The 19,610-nt window shown below is 32.7% G+C and carries 20 protein-coding genes and 1 riboswitch; of the genes, 1 reads left to right on the top strand and 19 read right to left on the bottom strand.

Translation table 11 applies throughout. The features are described from left to right. Positions 1–111 precede the first annotated feature (111 nt). The 19 genes from glmS to cdaA form a co-directional block, all read right to left on the bottom strand. Positions 112–1,938, bottom strand: coding sequence for a glutamine--fructose-6-phosphate transaminase (isomerizing) (gene glmS, locus RCG18_RS05680; protein ID WP_308040431.1), 1,827 nt, complete (start codon positions 1,936–1,938; stop codon positions 112–114). An 899-nt stretch (positions 1,939–2,837) separates the two neighbouring features. Beyond that, on the bottom strand, positions 2,838–3,572 hold the full coding sequence (locus RCG18_RS05685; protein ID WP_308040432.1) for a DUF5643 domain-containing protein: 735 nt from the start codon (positions 3,570–3,572) through the stop codon (positions 2,838–2,840). Beyond that, complete coding sequence (locus RCG18_RS05690; protein WP_308040433.1) at positions 3,569–4,294, bottom strand: DUF4179 domain-containing protein; 726 nt, start codon at positions 4,292–4,294, stop codon at positions 3,569–3,571. Before RCG18_RS05690 ends, RCG18_RS05685 begins: the two co-directional genes overlap by 4 nt. Continuing rightward, positions 4,287–4,859 carry a sigma-70 family RNA polymerase sigma factor gene (locus tag RCG18_RS05695; RefSeq protein ID WP_308040434.1) on the bottom strand — a complete coding sequence of 191 codons (573 nt, stop codon included), beginning with the start codon at positions 4,857–4,859 and terminating at the stop codon, positions 4,287–4,289. Before RCG18_RS05695 ends, RCG18_RS05690 begins: the two co-directional genes overlap by 8 nt. A gap of 250 nt (positions 4,860–5,109) precedes the next feature. Further along, the gene (gene glmM, locus RCG18_RS05700; RefSeq protein WP_308041965.1) at positions 5,110–6,462 is read right to left on the bottom strand and encodes a phosphoglucosamine mutase; all 1,353 of its coding nucleotides are present in this window, start codon (positions 6,460–6,462) and stop codon (positions 5,110–5,112) included. A 287-nt stretch (positions 6,463–6,749) separates the two neighbouring features. Further along, positions 6,750–7,922, bottom strand: a complete 1,173-nt coding sequence (locus RCG18_RS05705) for a transposase (protein WP_308040435.1) — start codon at positions 7,920–7,922, stop codon at positions 6,750–6,752. 213 nt (positions 7,923–8,135) lie between these two features. After that, positions 8,136–8,666, bottom strand: coding sequence for a 2-oxoacid:acceptor oxidoreductase family protein (locus RCG18_RS05710; RefSeq protein ID WP_308040436.1), 531 nt, complete (start codon positions 8,664–8,666; stop codon positions 8,136–8,138). A gap of 1 nt (position 8,667) precedes the next feature. Next, entirely contained in the window at positions 8,668–9,417 is a 750-nt protein-coding gene (locus RCG18_RS05715) for a thiamine pyrophosphate-dependent enzyme (protein ID WP_308040437.1), read from the bottom strand. Continuing rightward, complete coding sequence (locus tag RCG18_RS05720) at positions 9,417–10,487, bottom strand: 3-methyl-2-oxobutanoate dehydrogenase subunit VorB (protein WP_308040438.1); 1,071 nt, start codon at positions 10,485–10,487, stop codon at positions 9,417–9,419. The genes RCG18_RS05715 and RCG18_RS05720 overlap by 1 nt, the downstream gene beginning before the upstream one ends. A 12-nt stretch (positions 10,488–10,499) precedes the next feature. Then, positions 10,500–10,718, bottom strand: a complete 219-nt coding sequence (locus tag RCG18_RS05725) for a 4Fe-4S dicluster domain-containing protein (RefSeq protein ID WP_308040439.1) — start codon at positions 10,716–10,718, stop codon at positions 10,500–10,502. A gap of 146 nt (positions 10,719–10,864) precedes the next feature. After that, positions 10,865–11,527, bottom strand: a complete 663-nt coding sequence (locus tag RCG18_RS05730) for an ATP-binding protein (protein WP_308041966.1) — start codon at positions 11,525–11,527, stop codon at positions 10,865–10,867. Positions 11,528–11,841: 314 nt separating this feature from the next. Continuing rightward, the gene (locus RCG18_RS05735; protein ID WP_308042135.1) at positions 11,842–11,979 is read right to left on the bottom strand and encodes a hypothetical protein; all 138 of its coding nucleotides are present in this window, start codon (positions 11,977–11,979) and stop codon (positions 11,842–11,844) included. Then, positions 11,948–13,018 carry a butyrate kinase gene (gene buk, locus RCG18_RS05740; protein WP_308040440.1) on the bottom strand — a complete coding sequence of 357 codons (1,071 nt, stop codon included), beginning with the start codon at positions 13,016–13,018 and terminating at the stop codon, positions 11,948–11,950. The genes RCG18_RS05735 and buk (RCG18_RS05740) overlap by 32 nt, the downstream gene beginning before the upstream one ends. Positions 13,019–13,073: 55 nt before the next feature. Next, the gene (ptb, locus tag RCG18_RS05745) at positions 13,074–13,988 is read right to left on the bottom strand and encodes a phosphate butyryltransferase (RefSeq protein WP_308040441.1); all 915 of its coding nucleotides are present in this window, start codon (positions 13,986–13,988) and stop codon (positions 13,074–13,076) included. Beyond that, a complete protein-coding gene (buk, locus tag RCG18_RS05750; RefSeq protein WP_308040442.1) occupies positions 13,981–15,075 on the bottom strand; it encodes a butyrate kinase in 1,095 nt (364 codons plus the stop codon). The genes ptb and buk (RCG18_RS05750) overlap by 8 nt, the downstream gene beginning before the upstream one ends. 83 nt (positions 15,076–15,158) lie before the next feature. Continuing rightward, positions 15,159–16,760, bottom strand: a complete 1,602-nt coding sequence (locus RCG18_RS05755) for an NAD(P)/FAD-dependent oxidoreductase (RefSeq protein ID WP_308040443.1) — start codon at positions 16,758–16,760, stop codon at positions 15,159–15,161. Then, positions 16,741–17,526, bottom strand: coding sequence for a CdaR family protein (locus RCG18_RS05760; RefSeq protein ID WP_308040444.1), 786 nt, complete (start codon positions 17,524–17,526; stop codon positions 16,741–16,743). The genes RCG18_RS05755 and RCG18_RS05760 overlap by 20 nt, the downstream gene beginning before the upstream one ends. Then, positions 17,511–17,981: a hypothetical protein gene (locus tag RCG18_RS05765; RefSeq protein WP_308040445.1), complete on the bottom strand. Its 471-nt coding sequence runs from the start codon at positions 17,979–17,981 to the stop codon at positions 17,511–17,513. Before RCG18_RS05765 ends, RCG18_RS05760 begins: the two co-directional genes overlap by 16 nt. Continuing rightward, a complete protein-coding gene (cdaA, locus tag RCG18_RS05770; protein ID WP_308040446.1) occupies positions 17,951–18,799 on the bottom strand; it encodes a diadenylate cyclase CdaA in 849 nt (282 codons plus the stop codon). Before cdaA ends, RCG18_RS05765 begins: the two co-directional genes overlap by 31 nt. A 133-nt stretch (positions 18,800–18,932) precedes the next feature. Beyond that, a riboswitch (cyclic di-AMP (ydaO/yuaA leader) is annotated at positions 18,933–19,059 on the top strand. Between the two features lie 2 nt (positions 19,060–19,061). On the opposite strand from cdaA, the gene RCG18_RS05775 reads away from it, so the two are divergent. Then, a complete protein-coding gene (locus tag RCG18_RS05775) occupies positions 19,062–19,580 on the top strand; it encodes a cell wall hydrolase (protein WP_308040447.1) in 519 nt (172 codons plus the stop codon). Positions 19,581–19,610: the final 30 nt, after the last annotated feature.

Here is a 19,610-nt window from a genome sequence, read left to right on the forward strand (position 1 = left end):
TGATTCAACTTTTTTATAAATAGTTAAACTTTTTTCAAAACGGTTCGACTTTTTTATAAATGGTCAAACTTTTTTATAAAGCTACAACAACTAATTACTTTTTATAAAAAACTATTCGACAGTTACACTTTTGGCTAAATTTCTTGGCTTGTCAACGTCACAGCCTTTTTGTATAGCCATATAGTATGATAATAATTGTAGTGGAATTACTGAAACTACTGGTGAAAGTATATCCATTACTTTTGGTATATACAATGCAGAGTCTACAGTCTTTTCAATTTCATCATATCCTTCACAAGTAACTCCTAAAACATTAGCTCCTCTTGTTTTAACTTCTTTTATATTACTTACCATCTTATCAAATAAGTCTTCTTGGGTAGCTCCTGCTATTACAATAGTTCCTTTTTCTATTAAAGCTATTGGGCCATGTTTTAGTTCTCCACCTGCATACGCTTCTGAATGGATATATGATATTTCTTTAAGCTTTAATGATCCTTCCATAGCTACTGCATAATCAAGACCTCTTCCTAAGAAGAACATATCTTTATGCATATAAGTTTTTGCAGTAAACTTTTGGATAGTTTCTTTATTTTCTAATACCTTCTCTGCTTTTTCTGGCAGTGCAAGCATTTCTTTCTTTATTTGATCTATAGTTTCTTCACTTATAGTCTTTTTATTTTCAGCAAAGAATAATGCTATCATATACATAGCTATAAGCTGCGTAACATATGCTTTTGTTGAAGCAACTGCGATTTCTGGACCAGCCCAAGTATATAATACATCATCAGCTTCTCTTGATACAGAACTTCCAACAACATTAGTTACGGCGATTACTCTAGCACCTTGTTTTTTAGCTTCTCTAAGTGCAGCTAGAGTATCTGCTGTTTCTCCTGACTGACTTATAACCATCATCAGGGTTCTTTCATTTATGATTGGATCTCTATATCTAAATTCAGAAGCAACTTCTATCTCTACAGGTATTCTTGCAAGTTTTTCTATTACATACTTACCCACAACCCCTGCATGGTAAGCAGTTCCGCAAGCTACTATATATATCTTATCTATATTTTCTATTTGCTCTTTTGTTATTTTTATATCATCAAGAGTTACAGGCTTACCTGCCATAATTCTTGAAGTCATAGTATCTTTTATTGCTTTTGGCTGCTCGTGAATTTCCTTTATCATAAAATGTTCAAATCCACCTTTTTCAGCTGCATCTGCATTCCATGTTACGTGATATATATCTCTCTTGATTTCTTCGCCTTCTGCTGTTAGAAGCTTAACTCCGTTTTCACTTAACACTACGAATTCATTATCATTTAAAAGGTATATATCTCTTGTATGGTTTAATATAGCTGGAATATCTGAAGCTATAAAGCACTCATCTTTTCCTAATCCAACTATTAATGGACTATCTTTTCTAACTGCTATAACTTTATTTGGCTCTTTAGAACAAACCACACCTATAGCATAGCTTCCTTCCATCTTTGCAACAGCCTTCATAACAGCATCAGTTAGATCTCCATCGTAGAAATAATCAACTAAGTGAGGTATAACTTCTGTATCAGTTTCTGAAGCAAAGCTATATCCCTTTGTCATTAACCATTCTCTTAAATGGATATAGTTCTCTATGATTCCATTGTGAACTACACTGATTGTTCCATCCTCAGTAGTATGAGGATGTGAATTTAAGTCTGATGGTTCACCGTGAGTCGCCCATCTTGTATGACCTATACCTATACAACCCTTTAATGGAGTTGTTTCAAGTTTTTCTTCGAGATTAGCAAGTCTTCCCTTGCATTTTGTTACATTTAATTTATCTCCGTCAAGTATTGCTACACCTGCTGAATCATATCCTCTATATTCTAATTTGCTTAATCCCTCAATTAATATTGGAGAAGCCTCTCTCTTTCCTACAAAACCAACTATTCCGCACATAAATAATCTTCCTTTCTCATTTTAAATTTATAATTCTCTTTTTCGAGAATAGCGAACTCAAATTTACAATTTTAATTTCACGCTTATAAAGCCTTCCTAAATATCAAAAAATGAAAGGATTAAATAAGCTTTTATGATTTTAAATTCGCTAATGATGAAACTTCTTCATGCTGCATGAAGAAGTAAGCTTTCCAACAAACACAAAGTTAGGTTGGATGCTTAGGTTTTAACACCAGATTGATATTGTGTCGGAAATCACTTCCCGATTTTATCAACCGTTAACGGTAGTGCGATACCGTGGGGCACCCGCCGAAGAATCGATACTCCCCATCCTCGTCAACTTAAGTGAGATTTCAAATCTTCGATTTTACTAATCGAACTTACTCCAGCAGCTTGGCTGGTGGAGTTTCCTTTATAACACAAATCTCTGATTTAGCTAGTCCAACTTACCCGGACGTTTCTAAGTTATCACTTACACATCTGTGTAAGTTCGGTTAACTAAATCATAGATTTAGAACCTCACTTAAGTTCTGGCGCTTTAAAATTTAACTTTATAGAGACTAAAAGCCTACTCTCTTTTATTCACCTCCTCGATTATTAAATCAATATAGCATAAAACAAGTTGCTCCTATATTATATGGCTACTTTAATAATTTGGTCAATATATTTTTTATAAATTTAATATTAAGTTCATTTTAATACTAATATGCTTTAGTTGATTACTTGATCTAAGATAGCTCTATTTAAATTTTAGCGTTGTATATTGCTACATGTTATATCTGCATATAGCAATATACAACTACATATAAATCCTTATATACTTAATATTTTTCAATAATTTTTATGAAACAATTTAATATATTAATATGCAGCTTATATTTGTCACCTGTAACTTTATGTTATTTATTACTAAGGTCTATTTTAAACTTTAAGTCCTTCCTTATATCAAAATCATCAAAATTTCTTGTTCCTATAATATATTTTTTATTTTTATCCAAAGGTTCGAACTCCACAACATATTCATTAGGCTTATTTTCATCTATTCTTCTATTACCTACATCAATAAGGTCCGATTTATTTTTATACTCAACATAATTATTTCCCGTATCTTTAATAAATAAACTACTTGCCTGTGTAAGCGGAGCTAAACCCTCTACATTATACCTAACTATAGTTCTATCTTCTTTGAGTTCTATTTCTTTAATTATAGTCTTCCCAATTTTGCCTTGTAAGATTTCTAGTGGGTACTGTCCATTAATAGATTTACATTCTTCTTTCATTTTATAGTTATTATCAAGTTTAGGGAGACTATAAGGTATAATTGTTAAATACTTAGGAATATTTTTTAATCTAACACATTTTAGTTCACCATAAAAATCGCTAAATAAAGAGTTTTTTTCGGTGGTAGTAAGGAATTCCGTCCATTGAATTTCCGTTCCCTTATCATCATAAATAAACCAATGAGAATATTTCATCTCTCCTGCAAAGTGCTCTTCTCCAAAAGCCTTTGCTCTTTTATCTAAATCTTTATAATCCTTATTTGTATATTTACCAGTAAAAACTATAGAGGTATTAATAGGAGTAAAGGTTACTTTTTTTATATTAATAATTGCTTCTGGGAAGTTTACACTCATATTAGATTTAAATACCTTGGTTTCTTTAAGTATTTCCTTTTTGAATAACTAAAGCTTAGCTTCCAGTTTCCCTGTATTCCACCTATATCTTTTATATTCAGATCTATATTTATAGTTTCTGGAAGATTTTTGTCTGACACGTTAATCTCACAAGATCCTACATAGGTGTGAGTATCTACGTATTTTCCTCCATCTCCACCATTTCCAAAGCCATCTTTACCATTTATCTTCAAATAATGTCCTAGAAAAAAAGGTCTATAATCTTTATCCATTTTTTCCTTAATAACATCCTTAATGTTCCCATCGCTTTTTATTGTATATGCCATAATTAGTCGATTGTTATCACACAGTACTTCATTAATGGTTAATGTTATACCTTTATCAGTGGCACTATTATTAACTGCTTGAGAATATTTTTGATATTCTCCATTCTTATCATTGAAACTCTGAATTATAGAATTTAAAACTGGAATGTTTCTCGCAAAAGCTGGCACTACTAAAACACCAGCTGATATTATGCATACTAAGGCTACAGCAGCCGCTTTATATTTAAACTTTCTTACTTTACATTCACTATTAATTTGCTTCATTAAATTTTTTCTTAATTTTTTCTTCCGTAGATCGTTCATTTTTAGATCCACACGTTCATCTTCTTTATCATCTTTACTAATGTAATTAAATAGTTCTAGCATGTCTCCTTCATCTAAAACATCTCTATTCATTTATACAACCTCCTTTTTTTAAAAAAGCAAGTTTTTCTTTTAAAACTTTTCTCCCCCGTGAAAGCCTATTATCTACTACCGCTCTATCTATTTTTAGGTCACTTGCTATATCTACTATATCTTCCTGTATTAAATACCTTCTTATAAAGATTTCTCTATCTATTTCTTTAAGTTCCTTTATTGCGTTAATAACCTCAACTTTATTCTCCTTAGATATGATTAAATCTTCTACTTGATCTTTAGATTGTATTATATAATCTTCTATACATTCAACATTAGTATTTTTAATTATTTTCTTTTTATAGTTTATAGCTTTATATTTTGCTACAGCCTTAAACCAATATCTAAAACTTCCCTTTTCTTCATCAAAGCTTTCTATGTTATTCCATAGACACATGAATATATCATTAATACATTCGTCTATATAAGTAGAATATTGTTTTGAACCAAATACCCCAAATACTACATTATATATATAGTCACAATAGGTATTAAATGCATATTCTAAAGCTTTAGGATTTTTACTGTTTAATTCTCTAATGAAATTATCTTCATTTATCCCCATTTTCCCCTCCATTATACTTGCTGCAACTTTTATGTTCTTATAAGATAATTTTTTTTAAAGAGCTCTTCATATAATAATACAAATATAATAGCAGCTTTCTATCATTAAATACTAAATTTATCTAAATTATTTAAAATATAGCCTATATATTAATCATAGTATTTATAGTAAAAAAGACACAGGTCCATGCCTGTGTCTTTATATCATATGAAAACTACCTTAAAATTTTACTTTGAACCCTATTTATATATTAACTATTTGCTTTTTTCTCAATAAGTTGTGCTAAGTTGTGCGCCATTTCATCAAGCTCACTTTGAACTTCTCCTTCAAGCATAACTCTAACTAATGGCTCTGTGCCTGAAGGTCTTATTAATACTCGTCCACATCCATTTAGCTTTTCTTCCATCTTCTTTATTTCATTTACTATTTCTTCATCTTCTAAGTATATGCTCTTTTTATTATTTGGAACTGTAGCATTCACAAGTACCTGTGGTAGTTCCTTCATCATTGAAGCTAATTCTGATAAAGTTTTTCCACTTTTCTTAACTATAGCTCCAAGTTGAAGTCCAGTAACCAATCCGTCTCCAGTAGTATTGTAATCTAAGAATATAATATGTCCTGATTGCTCTCCACCAAGCTTGTATCCTTCCTTAGCCATTTCCTCAAGAACATATCTATCTCCAACCTTAGTTTTTATTGTCTTTATGTTCTCTTTATTTAAAGCTATATCTAATCCTAAATTGCTCATTACAGTTACAACAACAATATCCTTATATAATTTGCCAGTCTCTTTTAAATGTTTACCGCAAATAGCCATAATAAAGTCACCATTAATTAGGTTTCCCTTTTCGTCTACTGCAAGGCATCTATCTGCGTCTCCATCAAATGCTAAACCGATGTCACATCCTTTTTTAACCACATAATCCATTAGCTCTTCAGGATGAGTTGATCCGCAATTTTTATTTATGTTAATTCCATCTGGATCATTATTGATAACATACACTTGAGCACCTAATTCTTTAAATGCTTTTACCGCTGTGATATAAGATGCTCCATTAGCACAATCCAATGCTACCTTTAACCCTTTTAAATCTATATCTATAGTTGATTTGGCAAACTCTACATAGTCTCCAATTGCTTCGCCAGACTCTTCTATTTTTCTTCCTATTTCTTCTCCTGTTGGAAGGGGAACTCCCTCAAAGTTACTTTCTATAACACTTTGTATTTTATCTTCTAACTCATCAGATAGCTTGTATCCCTGTCCATTAAAAAATTTTATTCCATTATATTCTACTGGATTGTGAGATGCAGATATAACAACCCCAGCATCTGCTCCGTACTTTCTAGTTAGGTGCGCTACTGCAGGAGTTGGTATCACCCCTACACAAAGAGCCTCTGCACCTACAGATAATATACCTGAAACTAATGCGTTTTCCAACATGTCTCCTGATATTCTTGTATCCATTCCTACTAATATTTTAGGTTTATGTGCTCCCTCAGTAAGCACATAAGCTCCAGCTCTTCCTAATCTATATGCTAATTCTGCTGTTAATTCTTTATTTGCGATACCTCTTACTCCGTCGGTTCCAAACATTCTATGCATATCAATCAATACCTCTCTCTTTTATCTTAATATATTATTTTTTTCAACAATATTAACTACATTATAATATTATATTACAATTTACTTACAGTAACAACAGGTATTAACTAGCGTGAACCTCCTCTACCTATAAAGGCAGAGGCTTCTTATCATTCAGTACTAACTCTTCAGCAGATAATAAGGTTTGCTTAGTATCTTCTATACAAAGTATAGGAAAAGCTTCGTACTTTCTAATAAGCAACGCAGCATAAGCTGTGGGCAGGTCCTTGCCATCTACTACTTCTAACTTACGCTATCCGTAGATACTTCTTTAGTTTTACATTTCCTATATCTCTAATATCACCATATAGATATTTAGATAGTATATTTTTGCTCCCATGTATATCTCTGTGTTCTCTATAACCACACTTACACACATAATTTCTAGTAGAAGTTTTCTTCCTTCTACCGCAGCAGGGACACTGCTGACTTGTATACCTTTCGTTTATTTGTTCTAAGGTTATATCTTCTGCTTTTAGTTTATACTCTAAATAACTCTGTAGTTTTCCAAAAGACCAGTTAGACAGCTTTTGATTCACATCTTTTCTTTTCTTCTTTCTAGTGTTTCTTTGAACACCTTCAATATTTCCAATTACAACTTTTTTCACTTCATTTTCTAAACACCAATTAGCAAATTCTTTAGTAGTTTTATGAAGTATCTCTTTAATCTGATTATCGCTTTTAGATAGTATGTATTTTTTAGCTCCATTATATTTTCTCCACTGCCTGCTTCCTTTTTTACACTTACTCATAAGTTTTTGAAGTTCTTTAAGTTTCTTATTTCTAAGTCTATTTACTGACCTAAGCTTTCTACCTGTAATAATTATTGAATTTAGATTAGTAGCAGTAGAAACTATAGAATGTATTTCTCCTAAATCTATACTTGCTATATTTGTACCACTGTTTTCCTTTTCTTTAGATCCACCATCATAAACTATAGACAGCATAAGTTTTCTATCATATATAAGCTCTATCTCTTTTATATCACCTATAGGCAGCTTTGATACTGTTACTTTAATAGGTAATTCTCTTTTTTTATTTTGTATACCTAAACTTAGAAGTATAGTATTTTTCCCTATTCTAAAGGCTTTATCTACCCACTTAGTATTATAGTTTTTCTTCTTCTTGTAGGGATATTTGTTTTTATAGCAGCCTTTAAGTTTAGCTTTATGAGATGCATCTCTAGAAAATAGATATTTATGTGCTACTGCCTGAATGGATTGAGAATGAAGAGGAAACTTATCTTTAAGTGCTTTTTGCAGATTAGTCTTATTAATCCACTTACCACCATTTGCTACAGAATATTCTTTAGCTACTCTTAGGCACTCATTCCATACAAGAGCAGAAACTCTATTACATAAAAACAATTTCTCTAAATCTTTCTTACTGCATCTGAATTCTGTTTTTAAGCACCTAATCATGTAGTCTCACCTCCATACTTATTATGCCCTAAAGTAAGAATTTCAGCCACTTTTAGAGACTAGAAGTGAGTTTATAAATTTAGGCATTGAGTCTAAATTTATAAAATGCTATCCATCTCCCGCCTTATAGAGGTCGGGAGGGTTCCGTATATATTGGTTAAAATTAATATAAAAACCACCCGAAATAGTTTCGGGTGGTTAAATTCAGCCTTATTATTTTACGTATTCAATTCCTCTTTCAATAGCTTTCTTGTTTACTTCAAAGAATTTTTCTTTTCCATGAGCCTTTAATGAATCAAGTAAAGCTTCTATTGTAACTATTCCTGTCTTCTTAACAAGTGCTCCTAAAAGAACCATATTAGCTATTGTTTTGCTTCCTAATTCTTGAGCTATAGTTTGAGCTGGGATTGCTATAACATTTAAATCAGTTCTTGTAGGCATTACATCCACTAAATCTGAATCTAATACTATAACACCATTAGCTTCTACTAAGTCTTCAAACTTCTCTAGAGAAGGTCTATTCATTACAACTATACTATCAGCTTTAGTAACTATTGGTGAGCCTATGCCCTCGTCAGTTAATATAACTGAACAGTTAGCTGTACCTCCTCTCATTTCTGGACCATATGATGGTAACCATGAAACGTTTAAATTAGCATCCATTCCTGCATAAGCAAGAAATTTACCCATAGATAATATACCTTGTCCACCAAAACCTGCGAAAATTATCTGTTGTGATGCCATTTTATTTCACCTCCTCAGTTGTATCCTTCTTAATGCCAAGAGGATAATATGGTATCATGTTGTCTTTTAACCATTGCATTGATTCTGAAGGTGTTAATCCCCAGTTAGTTGGGCAAATTGATAGTACTTCTATCATTGAGAATCCTTTTCCATCTAACTGATTTTGGAAAGCTTTCTTTATAGCTTTTTTAGCTTTTAATGTATTTGGAACTGTGTCTACAGAAACTCTTTCAACATAGCAAGCACCAGTTAAAGTTGAGATCATTTCAGCAACTCTTATTGGGTGTCCAGCTTGTTTAGTATCTCTTCCGTATGGTGAAGTCTCTGTAACTTGACCTGGTAATGTAGTTGGAGCCATTTGTCCACCAGTCATACCATATATACAGTTATTTACGAATATTGAAGTTATATTTTCTCCTCTAGCTGCTGCATGTACTATTTCAGCAGTACCTATAGCTGCTAGGTCTCCATCTCCTTGATAAGTAAATACTACTTTATCAGGGTTTGTTCTCTTTATACCAGTACCAACTGCAGGTGCTCTTCCGTGTGCAGCCTCAAACATATCACATGCAAAATATTTGTATGCTAAAACCGAACATCCAACTGGTGCTACACCTATAGTTTTATCTAATATACCAAGCTCGTCCATAACTTCAGCAATTAATTTATGGATTAATCCATGAGTACATCCTGGACAGTAGTGAGTTGGCACATCTAACAATGATTTTGGAGTTTGATATACTATAGCCATTACTTTGCACCTCCTACTATATCTTTAACTTTGTTAAGGATATCTGTTGGATCTGGAACCATACCGCCTGATCTTCCGTAGAAGTCAACTGGTTTTCTTCCGCTTGCAACAAGTCTTACATCCTCAACCATTTGTCCACAGCTCATTTCTACTGATAAATAGCCGTGTTTAGTTTTATCTATTGTTTTTTCAAAAGCTTCAACTGGGAATGGCCATAAAGTTATTGGTCTTACTAAGCCTAACTTTATTCCTTCCTTTTCAGCCATTTTAATTACATTCTTACATATTCTTGATGTAGTTCCATATGCAACTAATATTAAGTCACAATCTGATTCACAGTTAAATAATTCATATCTAACTTCAGTTGCTTTTATAGCAGCATATTTCTTTTGAAGATGTGTATTATGATCTTCTAATAGTTCTGGCTCTAAGTATAATGAATTTATAACGTTATGTTCTGTTCTTCCACCTAGTCCATTAGCTGCCCAAGTCTTTTCTGGAAGCTCTCTTGCTTGTTTTTCTTTGAACTCAACTGGTTCCATCATTTGACCAAGCATTCCATCCCCCATAATCATACAAGGAGTTCTATACATATCTGCTACATCAAAAGCATCTTGTATTAGGTCAACCATCTCTTGTATTGAAGCTGGTGCAAATACAGGCATATTAAAGTCTCCGTGAGCGCCGCCTTTTGTAGCTTGGAAATAGTCTGACTGAGCTGGTTGAATACTTCCAAGACCAGGGCCTCCTCTAACTATATTTACAATAACACAAGGTAACTCTGCACCTGCAATGTATGATATACCTTCTGCTTTTAAGCTTATTCCAGGTGAACTTGATGATGTCATACATCTAACTCCAGTACCAGCTGCACCATAAACCATGTTTATAGCAGAAACTTCACTTTCAGCCTGGATAAATGTTCTACCTATCTTTGGCATTTTCTTTGCCATATAAGCAGCAACCTCAGTTTGTGGGGTAATAGGATAACCAAAGAAAGCCTTACAATTTGCTCTTATGGCAGCTTCTCCTATGGCTTCATTACCCTTCATTAATACTTTCTCTCCCATAAAACGCCCTCCTTACTCTTTTTCAACTGTTATTACATAATCAGGACATATTCTTGCACATGATGCACATGCAATACATTCACTCATCTTATCCTCTGTAACAGTTGCAGGATGATATCCTTTTACATTGAGTTTATTAGCAAAGTTTATTATTTTCTTTGGACATACAGCTATACAGTGTCCACAGCCTTTGCATCTTTCTTCTCTAAAAGTTACCTTTGCATTTGGCATAAGAAATTCCCTCCTTAATGTTGGTAATTGAAAATCTTTTGAGCAATTCTTACTAGATAGCTTTTGTTCTAGAAAATTACTGAGTTTTTCAACCCTATTTATATAAATTTTATTTCTAGCAATTTTAAAAATGGTAAAGTCTCACTTTATCTCCAAGGCGGCTTCATATATATATCTATTGGTAAAAGTTCGCCTTGCACCTTACCCTTAACCTCATCAATCAAATCTCTTCTGCAAACAGTATATTTATGAGGTATATTAAGCTTTTCAGATAGCTCATTTACTGTTTTATCACCTCTAATAATATCTTCTACTGCAGTTTCATAAGACATATTAGTATTAGATATTAAATGGGTTACCTTAAGCCTAGAAGCTGCTTGTATAACTCTCATATAATCCTGTGTATCATCATTATTTGATGTTAAAGGTCTATTATTATTTATGACAAAGTACATATCATAAGGTTCTTCTCTTAAGTATCTATTATACTGTCCAAGCACAACAGCTCCTTGATCGTCACCACCGATATCCATGATTACTTCATAGCTCTTATCATTAAAAACAGATAAAACTTCTGGCGGAACCACCATCAATTCTGCATTTGATAAGTTAGGATCTGCAGCAATTACTCTTACACCATGCTCTTCAAGCTCTTTCTTGATTCCCCTTGTACAAAAGTAAGGGTTTACTATGTCCAAATCAACAATTGCAACCCTTTTGCCTTCTTTTGCAAGTTTTATTGCATAATTTATAGATATTTCAGTTTTGCCGCTTCCAAAATGTCCTGTAAATATTCTTATTCTACTCACCATATCACCTCACAGATTAGTGAACAACAACTCTTTTTTCTTCAATTTCGCGTAAACGTATTCACATAGAGTACAACTTAACCTATTATGTTCTTAAATTATGTCCATATGGTTTAATTTTAGCAAACGTTAAGTTCATTGTCTACTATAAAATTCATTACTGAATTTCACTTTTGTAGAAGATTATGAATTTTTTGCTTTAAATTTATTTTTTTCTGACCAATTTTTAATCACATTTATATTATATCATAAAACATTCAAAATTTCTAATATGATTTTTATTTATAATCTTGCATAAAAATTCACTCTAGCTTTTAAATTCTACTAATTCTTTGGTTTGCTTCATTTAGAGAGATTCCACATATGAAAAGAAGTACAGAAAAAGGAATGTGTTCTGTACTTCTATCATTACCTATTAAATTATTTATATTCTCTAGCTTTTTCTTCTCCATTTAATACTCTAAGTCCGCCTTGTGCTAGAGCTAAGAGTTCATCTTCTCCTGGATAAATTACAACTGGTCCAACAAATGATACCATTTCTTTTATAGCTGCTGTTACTGCCTTGCTGTATGCAATTCCTCCAGTTAATAATATAGCATCAACTTTTCCACATAAAACTGCTCCACACTTACCTATTTCTTTTGCAATCTGGAAAACAAATGCATCAAATATTAACTTTGATTTAGCATCTCCTTCTAAGGCCTTCTGTTCTACTACTCTGAAATCATTAGTATCTAAATATGCTACAGTTCCACCTTTACCGTTTATCTTTTTCTTTAATTCATCAATAGTATATTTACCACTGAAGCAAAGCTTAACTAGATCTCCAACTGGTAGTCCACCGCTTCTTTCAGGTGAGAATGGGCCTTCCCCATCTAGAGCATTGTTTACATCTACAACTTTTCCATTTTTGTGAGCTCCTACAGATACTCCGCCACCCATATGTGTAACTATTAAATTTAATTCATCATAGGATTTGTTGTTTTCTTTTGCATATCTCTTTGCAACTGCTTTTTGATTTAATGCATGGAAAATACTTTTTCTTTCAATTTCTGGCATTCCTGATATTCTTGCAACATCATCCATTTCATCTACAACAACAGGGTCAACTATAAATGCTGGTATATTTAATGAATTGCCTATCTCGTTAGCTATTATTCCACCAAGGTTTGATGCGTGTTGTCCTTGAACTCCAATTTTTAAATCTTCAAGCATACTTTCATTTACAGCATAAGTTCCGCCTTCAATAGGTTTTAAAAGTCCGCCTCTTCCTACAATTGCATCTAATGTGTTTATATCAAAATTCTTTTCTTTTAGCACTTGTAGTATAACTTCTTTTCTGAATTCAAATTGATCAAATATAGTAGCATATTTTCCTATCTCTTCTGATGAGTGTCTTAGAGTCTCTTCTAATATTTGTTTTTCGTCCTCATAAACTCCTATTTTAGTTGATGTTGATCCTGGATTTATTATTAATAATTTATAAGCCATTGTTTTTCCTCCCTTAAACTTAAGTGAATAATTCGTAATTTTATATGTAATTAAACTATTTCTTTTTTAACTGAGTAGCAACTAATGCCGCCAAGGCTATTGAGTACATTTTTGTTTCATGGCTATCATTTCTTGAAGTTAAAACAACTGGTGCTGATGTTCCAACTAATAATGCTCCACTCTTGCATTCTGTTGTATAAGTTAAAGTCTTATACATTATGTTTCCAGCTTCTATATTTGGCATTAATAATATATCTGCTCTTCCAGCAACTGGGCCTGTAACCCCTTTATGTGCTGCTGCTTCTTCTGATAAAGCATTATCTAGTGCTAGTGGTCCATCTATGAAGCACCCTTTTATCTGACCTCTGTCATTCATCTTTGAAAGTATTGAAGCATCCACAGTTGCCTGCATACTAGGATTTACAACTTCTACAGCGCAGATAGGAGCAACCTTTGGCTTTTCCACTCCAACTGCTTGAGCCACAGTTACTGCATTTTTAACTATATCCACTTTGTCTTTAAGTTCTGGATACATGTTGAATGCGGCATCTGTTAAGAATAATAATCTATCAAAATTATTTAACTGAAACACACCAACGTGTGACATTAATTTTCCTGTTCTTAACCCAACTTCTTTATTTAGTACTGCTCTTAGGAAGTTTGCTGTATCAATAAGTCCCTTCATTAACATATCAGCTTTTCCTGATGAAACTAGCTCAACAGCTTTTAGTGCAGCTTTTACATTATCTTTTTCATCAACTATTTCAAAATTGCTTAAGTCCATTCCTATTTCTGCTGCAATAGCTTCTATTTGTGACTTTTCGCCAACTAGTATAGCATCTGCTATTCCTTGCTCTTTAGCATCTCTAATAGCTTCAAGAACTGGCTTGTCTTGAGCTACTGCAACTGCTACCTTTTTTGTTTCTTGATCCTTAGCTTTTTGTAAAACTTCTGCAAAATTTTTAATCATTAATAAACACCTCTTCCTCATATACTTTTGGTATTTCTTCACTCTTTAGTGCTCTTAATGCACCTTGAGCCAGTGCTAACATTTCATCTTCCCCTGGAACCACTGTCACAGGAGCAATAAATTTAACCATTTCTTCTATAAAACTTGTAAGTTTTTTATTATGAGCCATACCGCCTGTCAATATTATTGCATCTATTTGTCCTTTTAATTCTACAGACATAGCTCCTATTTCTTTAGCAATTTGATAAGCCATGGCATTCAGAATAAACTCTGCTCTTTTATCTCCTTCATCTATTCTTCTATTAATTTCTCTTCCATCATTAGTTCCTAAATATGCGGTAAGTCCACCTTGACCTATCATCTTTTTCTTTAATTCATCATATGTATATTTCCCACTATAACAGAGTTTTATTAGGTCTCCTACAGGAAGTCCTCCTACTCTCTCAGGTGAAAAAGGTCCTTCTTCATTAGCATTATTCATGTCAATTATTCTTCCGTCTTTAACTGGTGATATTGATATTCCACCGCCTATATGAGCTACAACAAATGAACTTTTGTTAAAGTCCTTATTTAACTGAGTACATACTCTTCTAGTAACAGCTTTTATGTTTAATGCGTGAACAAGTGATCTTCGTTGAATCTCTGGTAATCCTGATATTCTGGCTACATCTTCTATTTCATCAACTGCTACAGGATCAACAATAAATGCAGGTATGTTTACTTTTTTAGATATTGCATGTGCAATTATTCCACCAAGATTCGAAGCATGCTGACCTTGATAACCTATTTTCAAATCTTCCATCATTCTTTCTGTCACTTTATAGGTTCCACCTGGCATTGGTCTTAAAAGTCCACCTCTACCTACTACTGCCGCTAAGCTTTCAACGGAAACATTCTGCTTTCTAATCCATTTCATTATAACTTCTGTGCGCATTTCTTTTTGTTCATAAATGCTCTTGAATTTCTTTATCTCTTCTACACTGTGCGATAAGTTTTCAGAGGCTATACACTCTTCATTGTTAAATAATGCTATTTTTGTAGAAGTTGAACCAGGATTTATTACGAGAATAAGATAATTAACATCCATATGATAGCACCTCCGTGAAACCGTTTTAATATACCCATTTATATTTTAGCAGATATATAGCAAAAAAGTATTTTTCAGAAAATTTAATATAATGGGCAATACTCTTTCATCAGACTTTCTGCAACCTTTAATCCATCTACTGCAGCAGACACTATTCCACCGGCGAAACCAGCCCCTTCTCCACATGGATATAGACCTTGTAAACTTATACTTTCAAGCCTATCATTTCTCGTTATTTTCACTGGAGCAGAAGTTCTAGTTTCAATTCCAGTTAAAATTGCGTTGTTGCTTGCAAAGCCTTTGATTTTAAAATCAAAATTAGCCAAACCTTCTTTTAATGATTCAGAAACATAGGTTGGAAGGCATTTTCTCAAATCTCTGAATTCATAACCTGGTCTATATGTTGGCTTTATATCACCTAATTTAGTAGATATCCTATCCTCTAAAAAATCGCCTACCAATTGAATAGGTGCATAATATCCGCCGCCTCCTAACATATATGCCAATCTTTCATAATGCCTTTGAAATTCCATACCTTTTAGCGGTGTATTTCCTTCAAAGTCCTGCTCTCCTACGGTAACTACAATAGCAGCGTTAGCATTATCTTCATCTCTCTTATAGTAACTCATTCCGTTTGTTACAAGTCTCTCTTCTTCCGAAGCAGCCGCTACCACTTCTCCTCCTGGACACATACAGAAGCTGTAAACAGCTCTACCTGTTGCTTTAGTTGTATGTGTAAGCCTGTAATCTGCAGCTTTTAACCTAGGATGCTCAGCATATTTTCCATACTGATTTAAATTTATTAACTTTTGAGAATGCTCAATTCTTACACCTATAGCAAAAGCCTTTGGCTCCATAAATACATCTTTTTTGTATAACATTTCATAAGTATCTCTCGAACTGTGTCCAATAGCTAATATTAAGTTTTCACATGGAATTTCTTCTCCATTTACTATAGTCGCCTTTAATTGTTTATCCTTCACAATTAAATCCTCTAGTCTATTATTAAATTTAATTTCTCCGCCTAACTCTATTATCTTTTCTCTTATATTTTTTACGACGACCTTTAGTATATCAGTTCCTACATGAGGTTTTCCGCTATATATAATTTCTTCAGGGGCCCCTGCTTTAACTAACTCATCTAATACAAAATCACACCTAGTATCTTTTATTCTAGTTGTAAGTTTACCATCAGAGAAAGTTCCTGCTCCACCTTCTCCAAATTGCACATTAGATTCAGTATTTAAAATTCCTGTATTCCAAAATTTATTTATAGTATCTGTTCGCTCTTCAACTTTTTCTCCCCGTTCTATGATTAGAGGTTTATATCCTTTTTGCGCCATCAAAAGACCTGCAAACATACCTGCAGGCCCCATTCCAACTATAACTGGTCTATGCGCCATTTTTTTCGTACCAAATTTAAAGTCCTCTTTATGCTTCTCCTCTTGTATTTTAACGTCCTTATCATTTATCCTATTTATTACTTTTAATTCATTATCACACTCTATTTCAACAGCATAGTTAAACTTAATTAAATCCTTTTTTCTAGCATCTATTGATTCCTTTATTATTTTAAAATTTCTTATATCATTAACAGATAATTTTAGTTTTTTTGCTACTTTATTTTTTAGAACTTCTATATCTTCATCTATACTAATTGCTATATTACTTATTCTGATTGACATTTTTACCCTCCAATACTTTTTTAGTTATTACTGCTTTTACAGTAGAAGGATTCTGTACTACTTTAGATATTCCGCTAGGTAAGTTTACAATGACATTAGCAACCTGCTCACCTTCAGATAGAGAATTTAAATCTATATAACACTCAATACTTTCTAGTTTTAGGTTGTTTATTGCATCTTCTGGTCCAGAAACAGTTATACTCACCTTATCAATATCTAAACTTACAGCATAGTTATTCCCTAAATTCTTTGTCTGTATATTTAAATTAAAGTCTTTTTGCACAGTTTTATCTAAATTAATTTTTAATTTAACTGTACCATTGCTATTTATAAGAGTAACCCCCTGAGGAATAATAACTTTAACCTCTGCAGTATCTTTATTATATAGCTTGCTTACATCTATATTTTCCGTATCTAAAGCATTCACATTTGAAACTACTTTTTCATCCCCTGCTATATCTATTGTATTCGGTGCAGGAATTATAGATTTTATATTTCCTTCACTGCTTAAATTCCCTTGAATTTTTAAATTTATAGGTACATTTTTAATCTTTTTAACTGGCACTGTTACTTGTATCGAGTTAGGGGTTACAGATACATCCTTTACTGCATTCCCTGAAGAATCCACTGGCTGAAGAGAGACTAACGCCTTTACATCCTGTGTAGAGCTTTTTAAATCAAATCTAGCAACTGCACTGCTCACAGATTTAATTGCATCTGATGGCCCATTTATCTCTACTTCAGTGCTTTTTAATATAGGCTGCATTGCAAAAATCCCTCTTTTGCTTTACCTTCAGTTATTATCTTAACTGGTACAGTTTCTTGCTTTAGCTCATCTAGTGTTATTGTTACCCATAAATTTTCACTATTTACTATTCTTACAGTTTCAGGACTTTTTCTCACTATAACTGGTATTTTATTTTCTCCTTTTTTTACTACATACGCCCCTAAATCTGACTCTAGTTTAAAATCCTCAGTCTTTATCGAATATATATCCGAAGCATTCCCTCTTATTGTCAAGGTTGCATTTAACTGTTCTTCTCCTACTGGTACCAGCTTTGATTGTGCTAATACATCTTTATTTATTACTTGCACTGGTACAGAAATTTTACGCTCTCTCATAGGATTTTCTACATTAAAAATATATAACCATAGTATAGCTGATGCGATAACGCAGCATATTCTAATTATTATTTGCTGCCTTTTATTTTTCTCTTCCATACCATCACCTGCTCTCTAAAAGTCAGCTTTTTTTGCTGTCTCCTCTTAATTATTCTAATAAGAATATCTTTAAGTCTTTCTTTCGTATAATTTCTTGTAAGAACACCATTTACCGCAAGTGAAATATTACCAGTTTCTTCAGACACCACTATAACTAGTGCATCAGAGTTTTCGGATAAGCCAATAGCTGCCCTATGCCTGGTTCCTAACTTTTTATTTATTTCTTGACTATTAGTTAATGGCAGAAAACATCCTGCAGACACTATCCTATCATTTCTGATTATTGTAGCTCCATCATGTAATGGGGTGTTAACCACAAAGATATTTTCAAGGAGAGCAGAAGACACCACTGCATCTATCTTAGTTCCAGTATTTATTATATCACCTAAGCCTGTCATTTGTTCAATTACTAGTAATGCACCTGTTCTAGTATCAGATAAATTTTCTATAGAATTTACAACTTCGGTTATGACTCTTTCCATTGTTTCTTCATCTTCTAAAAGATGTTTATCATTAAACGCAGTTCTTCCTAAGTGCTCTAAAGCACGACGTATTTCTGGTTGAAAAATGATGATAAATGAAAGAAGTCCTATCGTTAATGTTTTAGTTAGAATCCAATTTAACATTGTCAAATTAAGAAAGCTACTGACAGGAATAAGTAATATTATAAATATTATTCCCTTTAAAAGCTGTTCAGCTCTAGTTTCTCTTATCAACATATAACCTTTATAAAAAATATATGAAACTACCAATATATCCATTATGGAAGATATACCCATATTTTTAATTGAGTTAACTACAATATCTAATATTTCCACCCATTTCACCGCCCTTATAAAATACCTATCTACAATTATACACTATTTAGTGTTATTTATTTCAATACTCAAGTTTATTTTATAAAATATTAATAAAAAATTATACTCTGTATTTTTTTTGAATTAATGGGTACAATACCATTAGCCTAAGTTTTTTATTAAACACGGGGAAACCAAAATTTTGGGGTGAATCGCATTTTGCGTAGGTTATGCCTTTACCGAACCCGTCAGCTAACCCCGTAGGTAAAAGGAGAGGATTATATTGAAAAAAATTACTTTTTTTATAACAATCTTGTTGACACTTTTACTTTTATGTGCCAACAAGGTAAATGCCATGGATTCAAATAACTCAGACTCGACATTGTTTAACCAGCAAGACCAAGTAGTTCAAGTTTTTAACTGCTCAGATCAAAAAGTATATATTACTCAAAAAGATATACACTTAATGGCTCAAATAGTTTATGCAGAAAGTAACTGTGAACCTTTTGAAGGCAAAGTAGCTGTTGCTTCTGTAATACTAAATCGCTTGAAATACCCAGAATTCCCCAAAACCATAGAAGGTGTAGTTAAACAGAGAGGAGCCTTTTCTTGCGTAATAAATGGAAATATAAGTGTAGTTCCTGATGAAGATTGCTATAAGGCAGTATTCCAAGCATTAAAAGGAGAGGATCCTACTGAAAAGGCAGTTTTCTTCTACAATCCTAAGATAGCTACATCTCAATGGATGAAAAATATAAATAAAAAGAATGTTAAAACCATTGGAAATCACGTTTTTTTGTAGTTAACTAGACATATTTTGTTTTAGCTATAA

Source organism: Clostridium sp. OS1-26, assembly GCF_030915445.1.
Classification (GTDB): domain Bacteria; phylum Bacillota; class Clostridia; order Clostridiales; family Clostridiaceae; genus Clostridium_AM.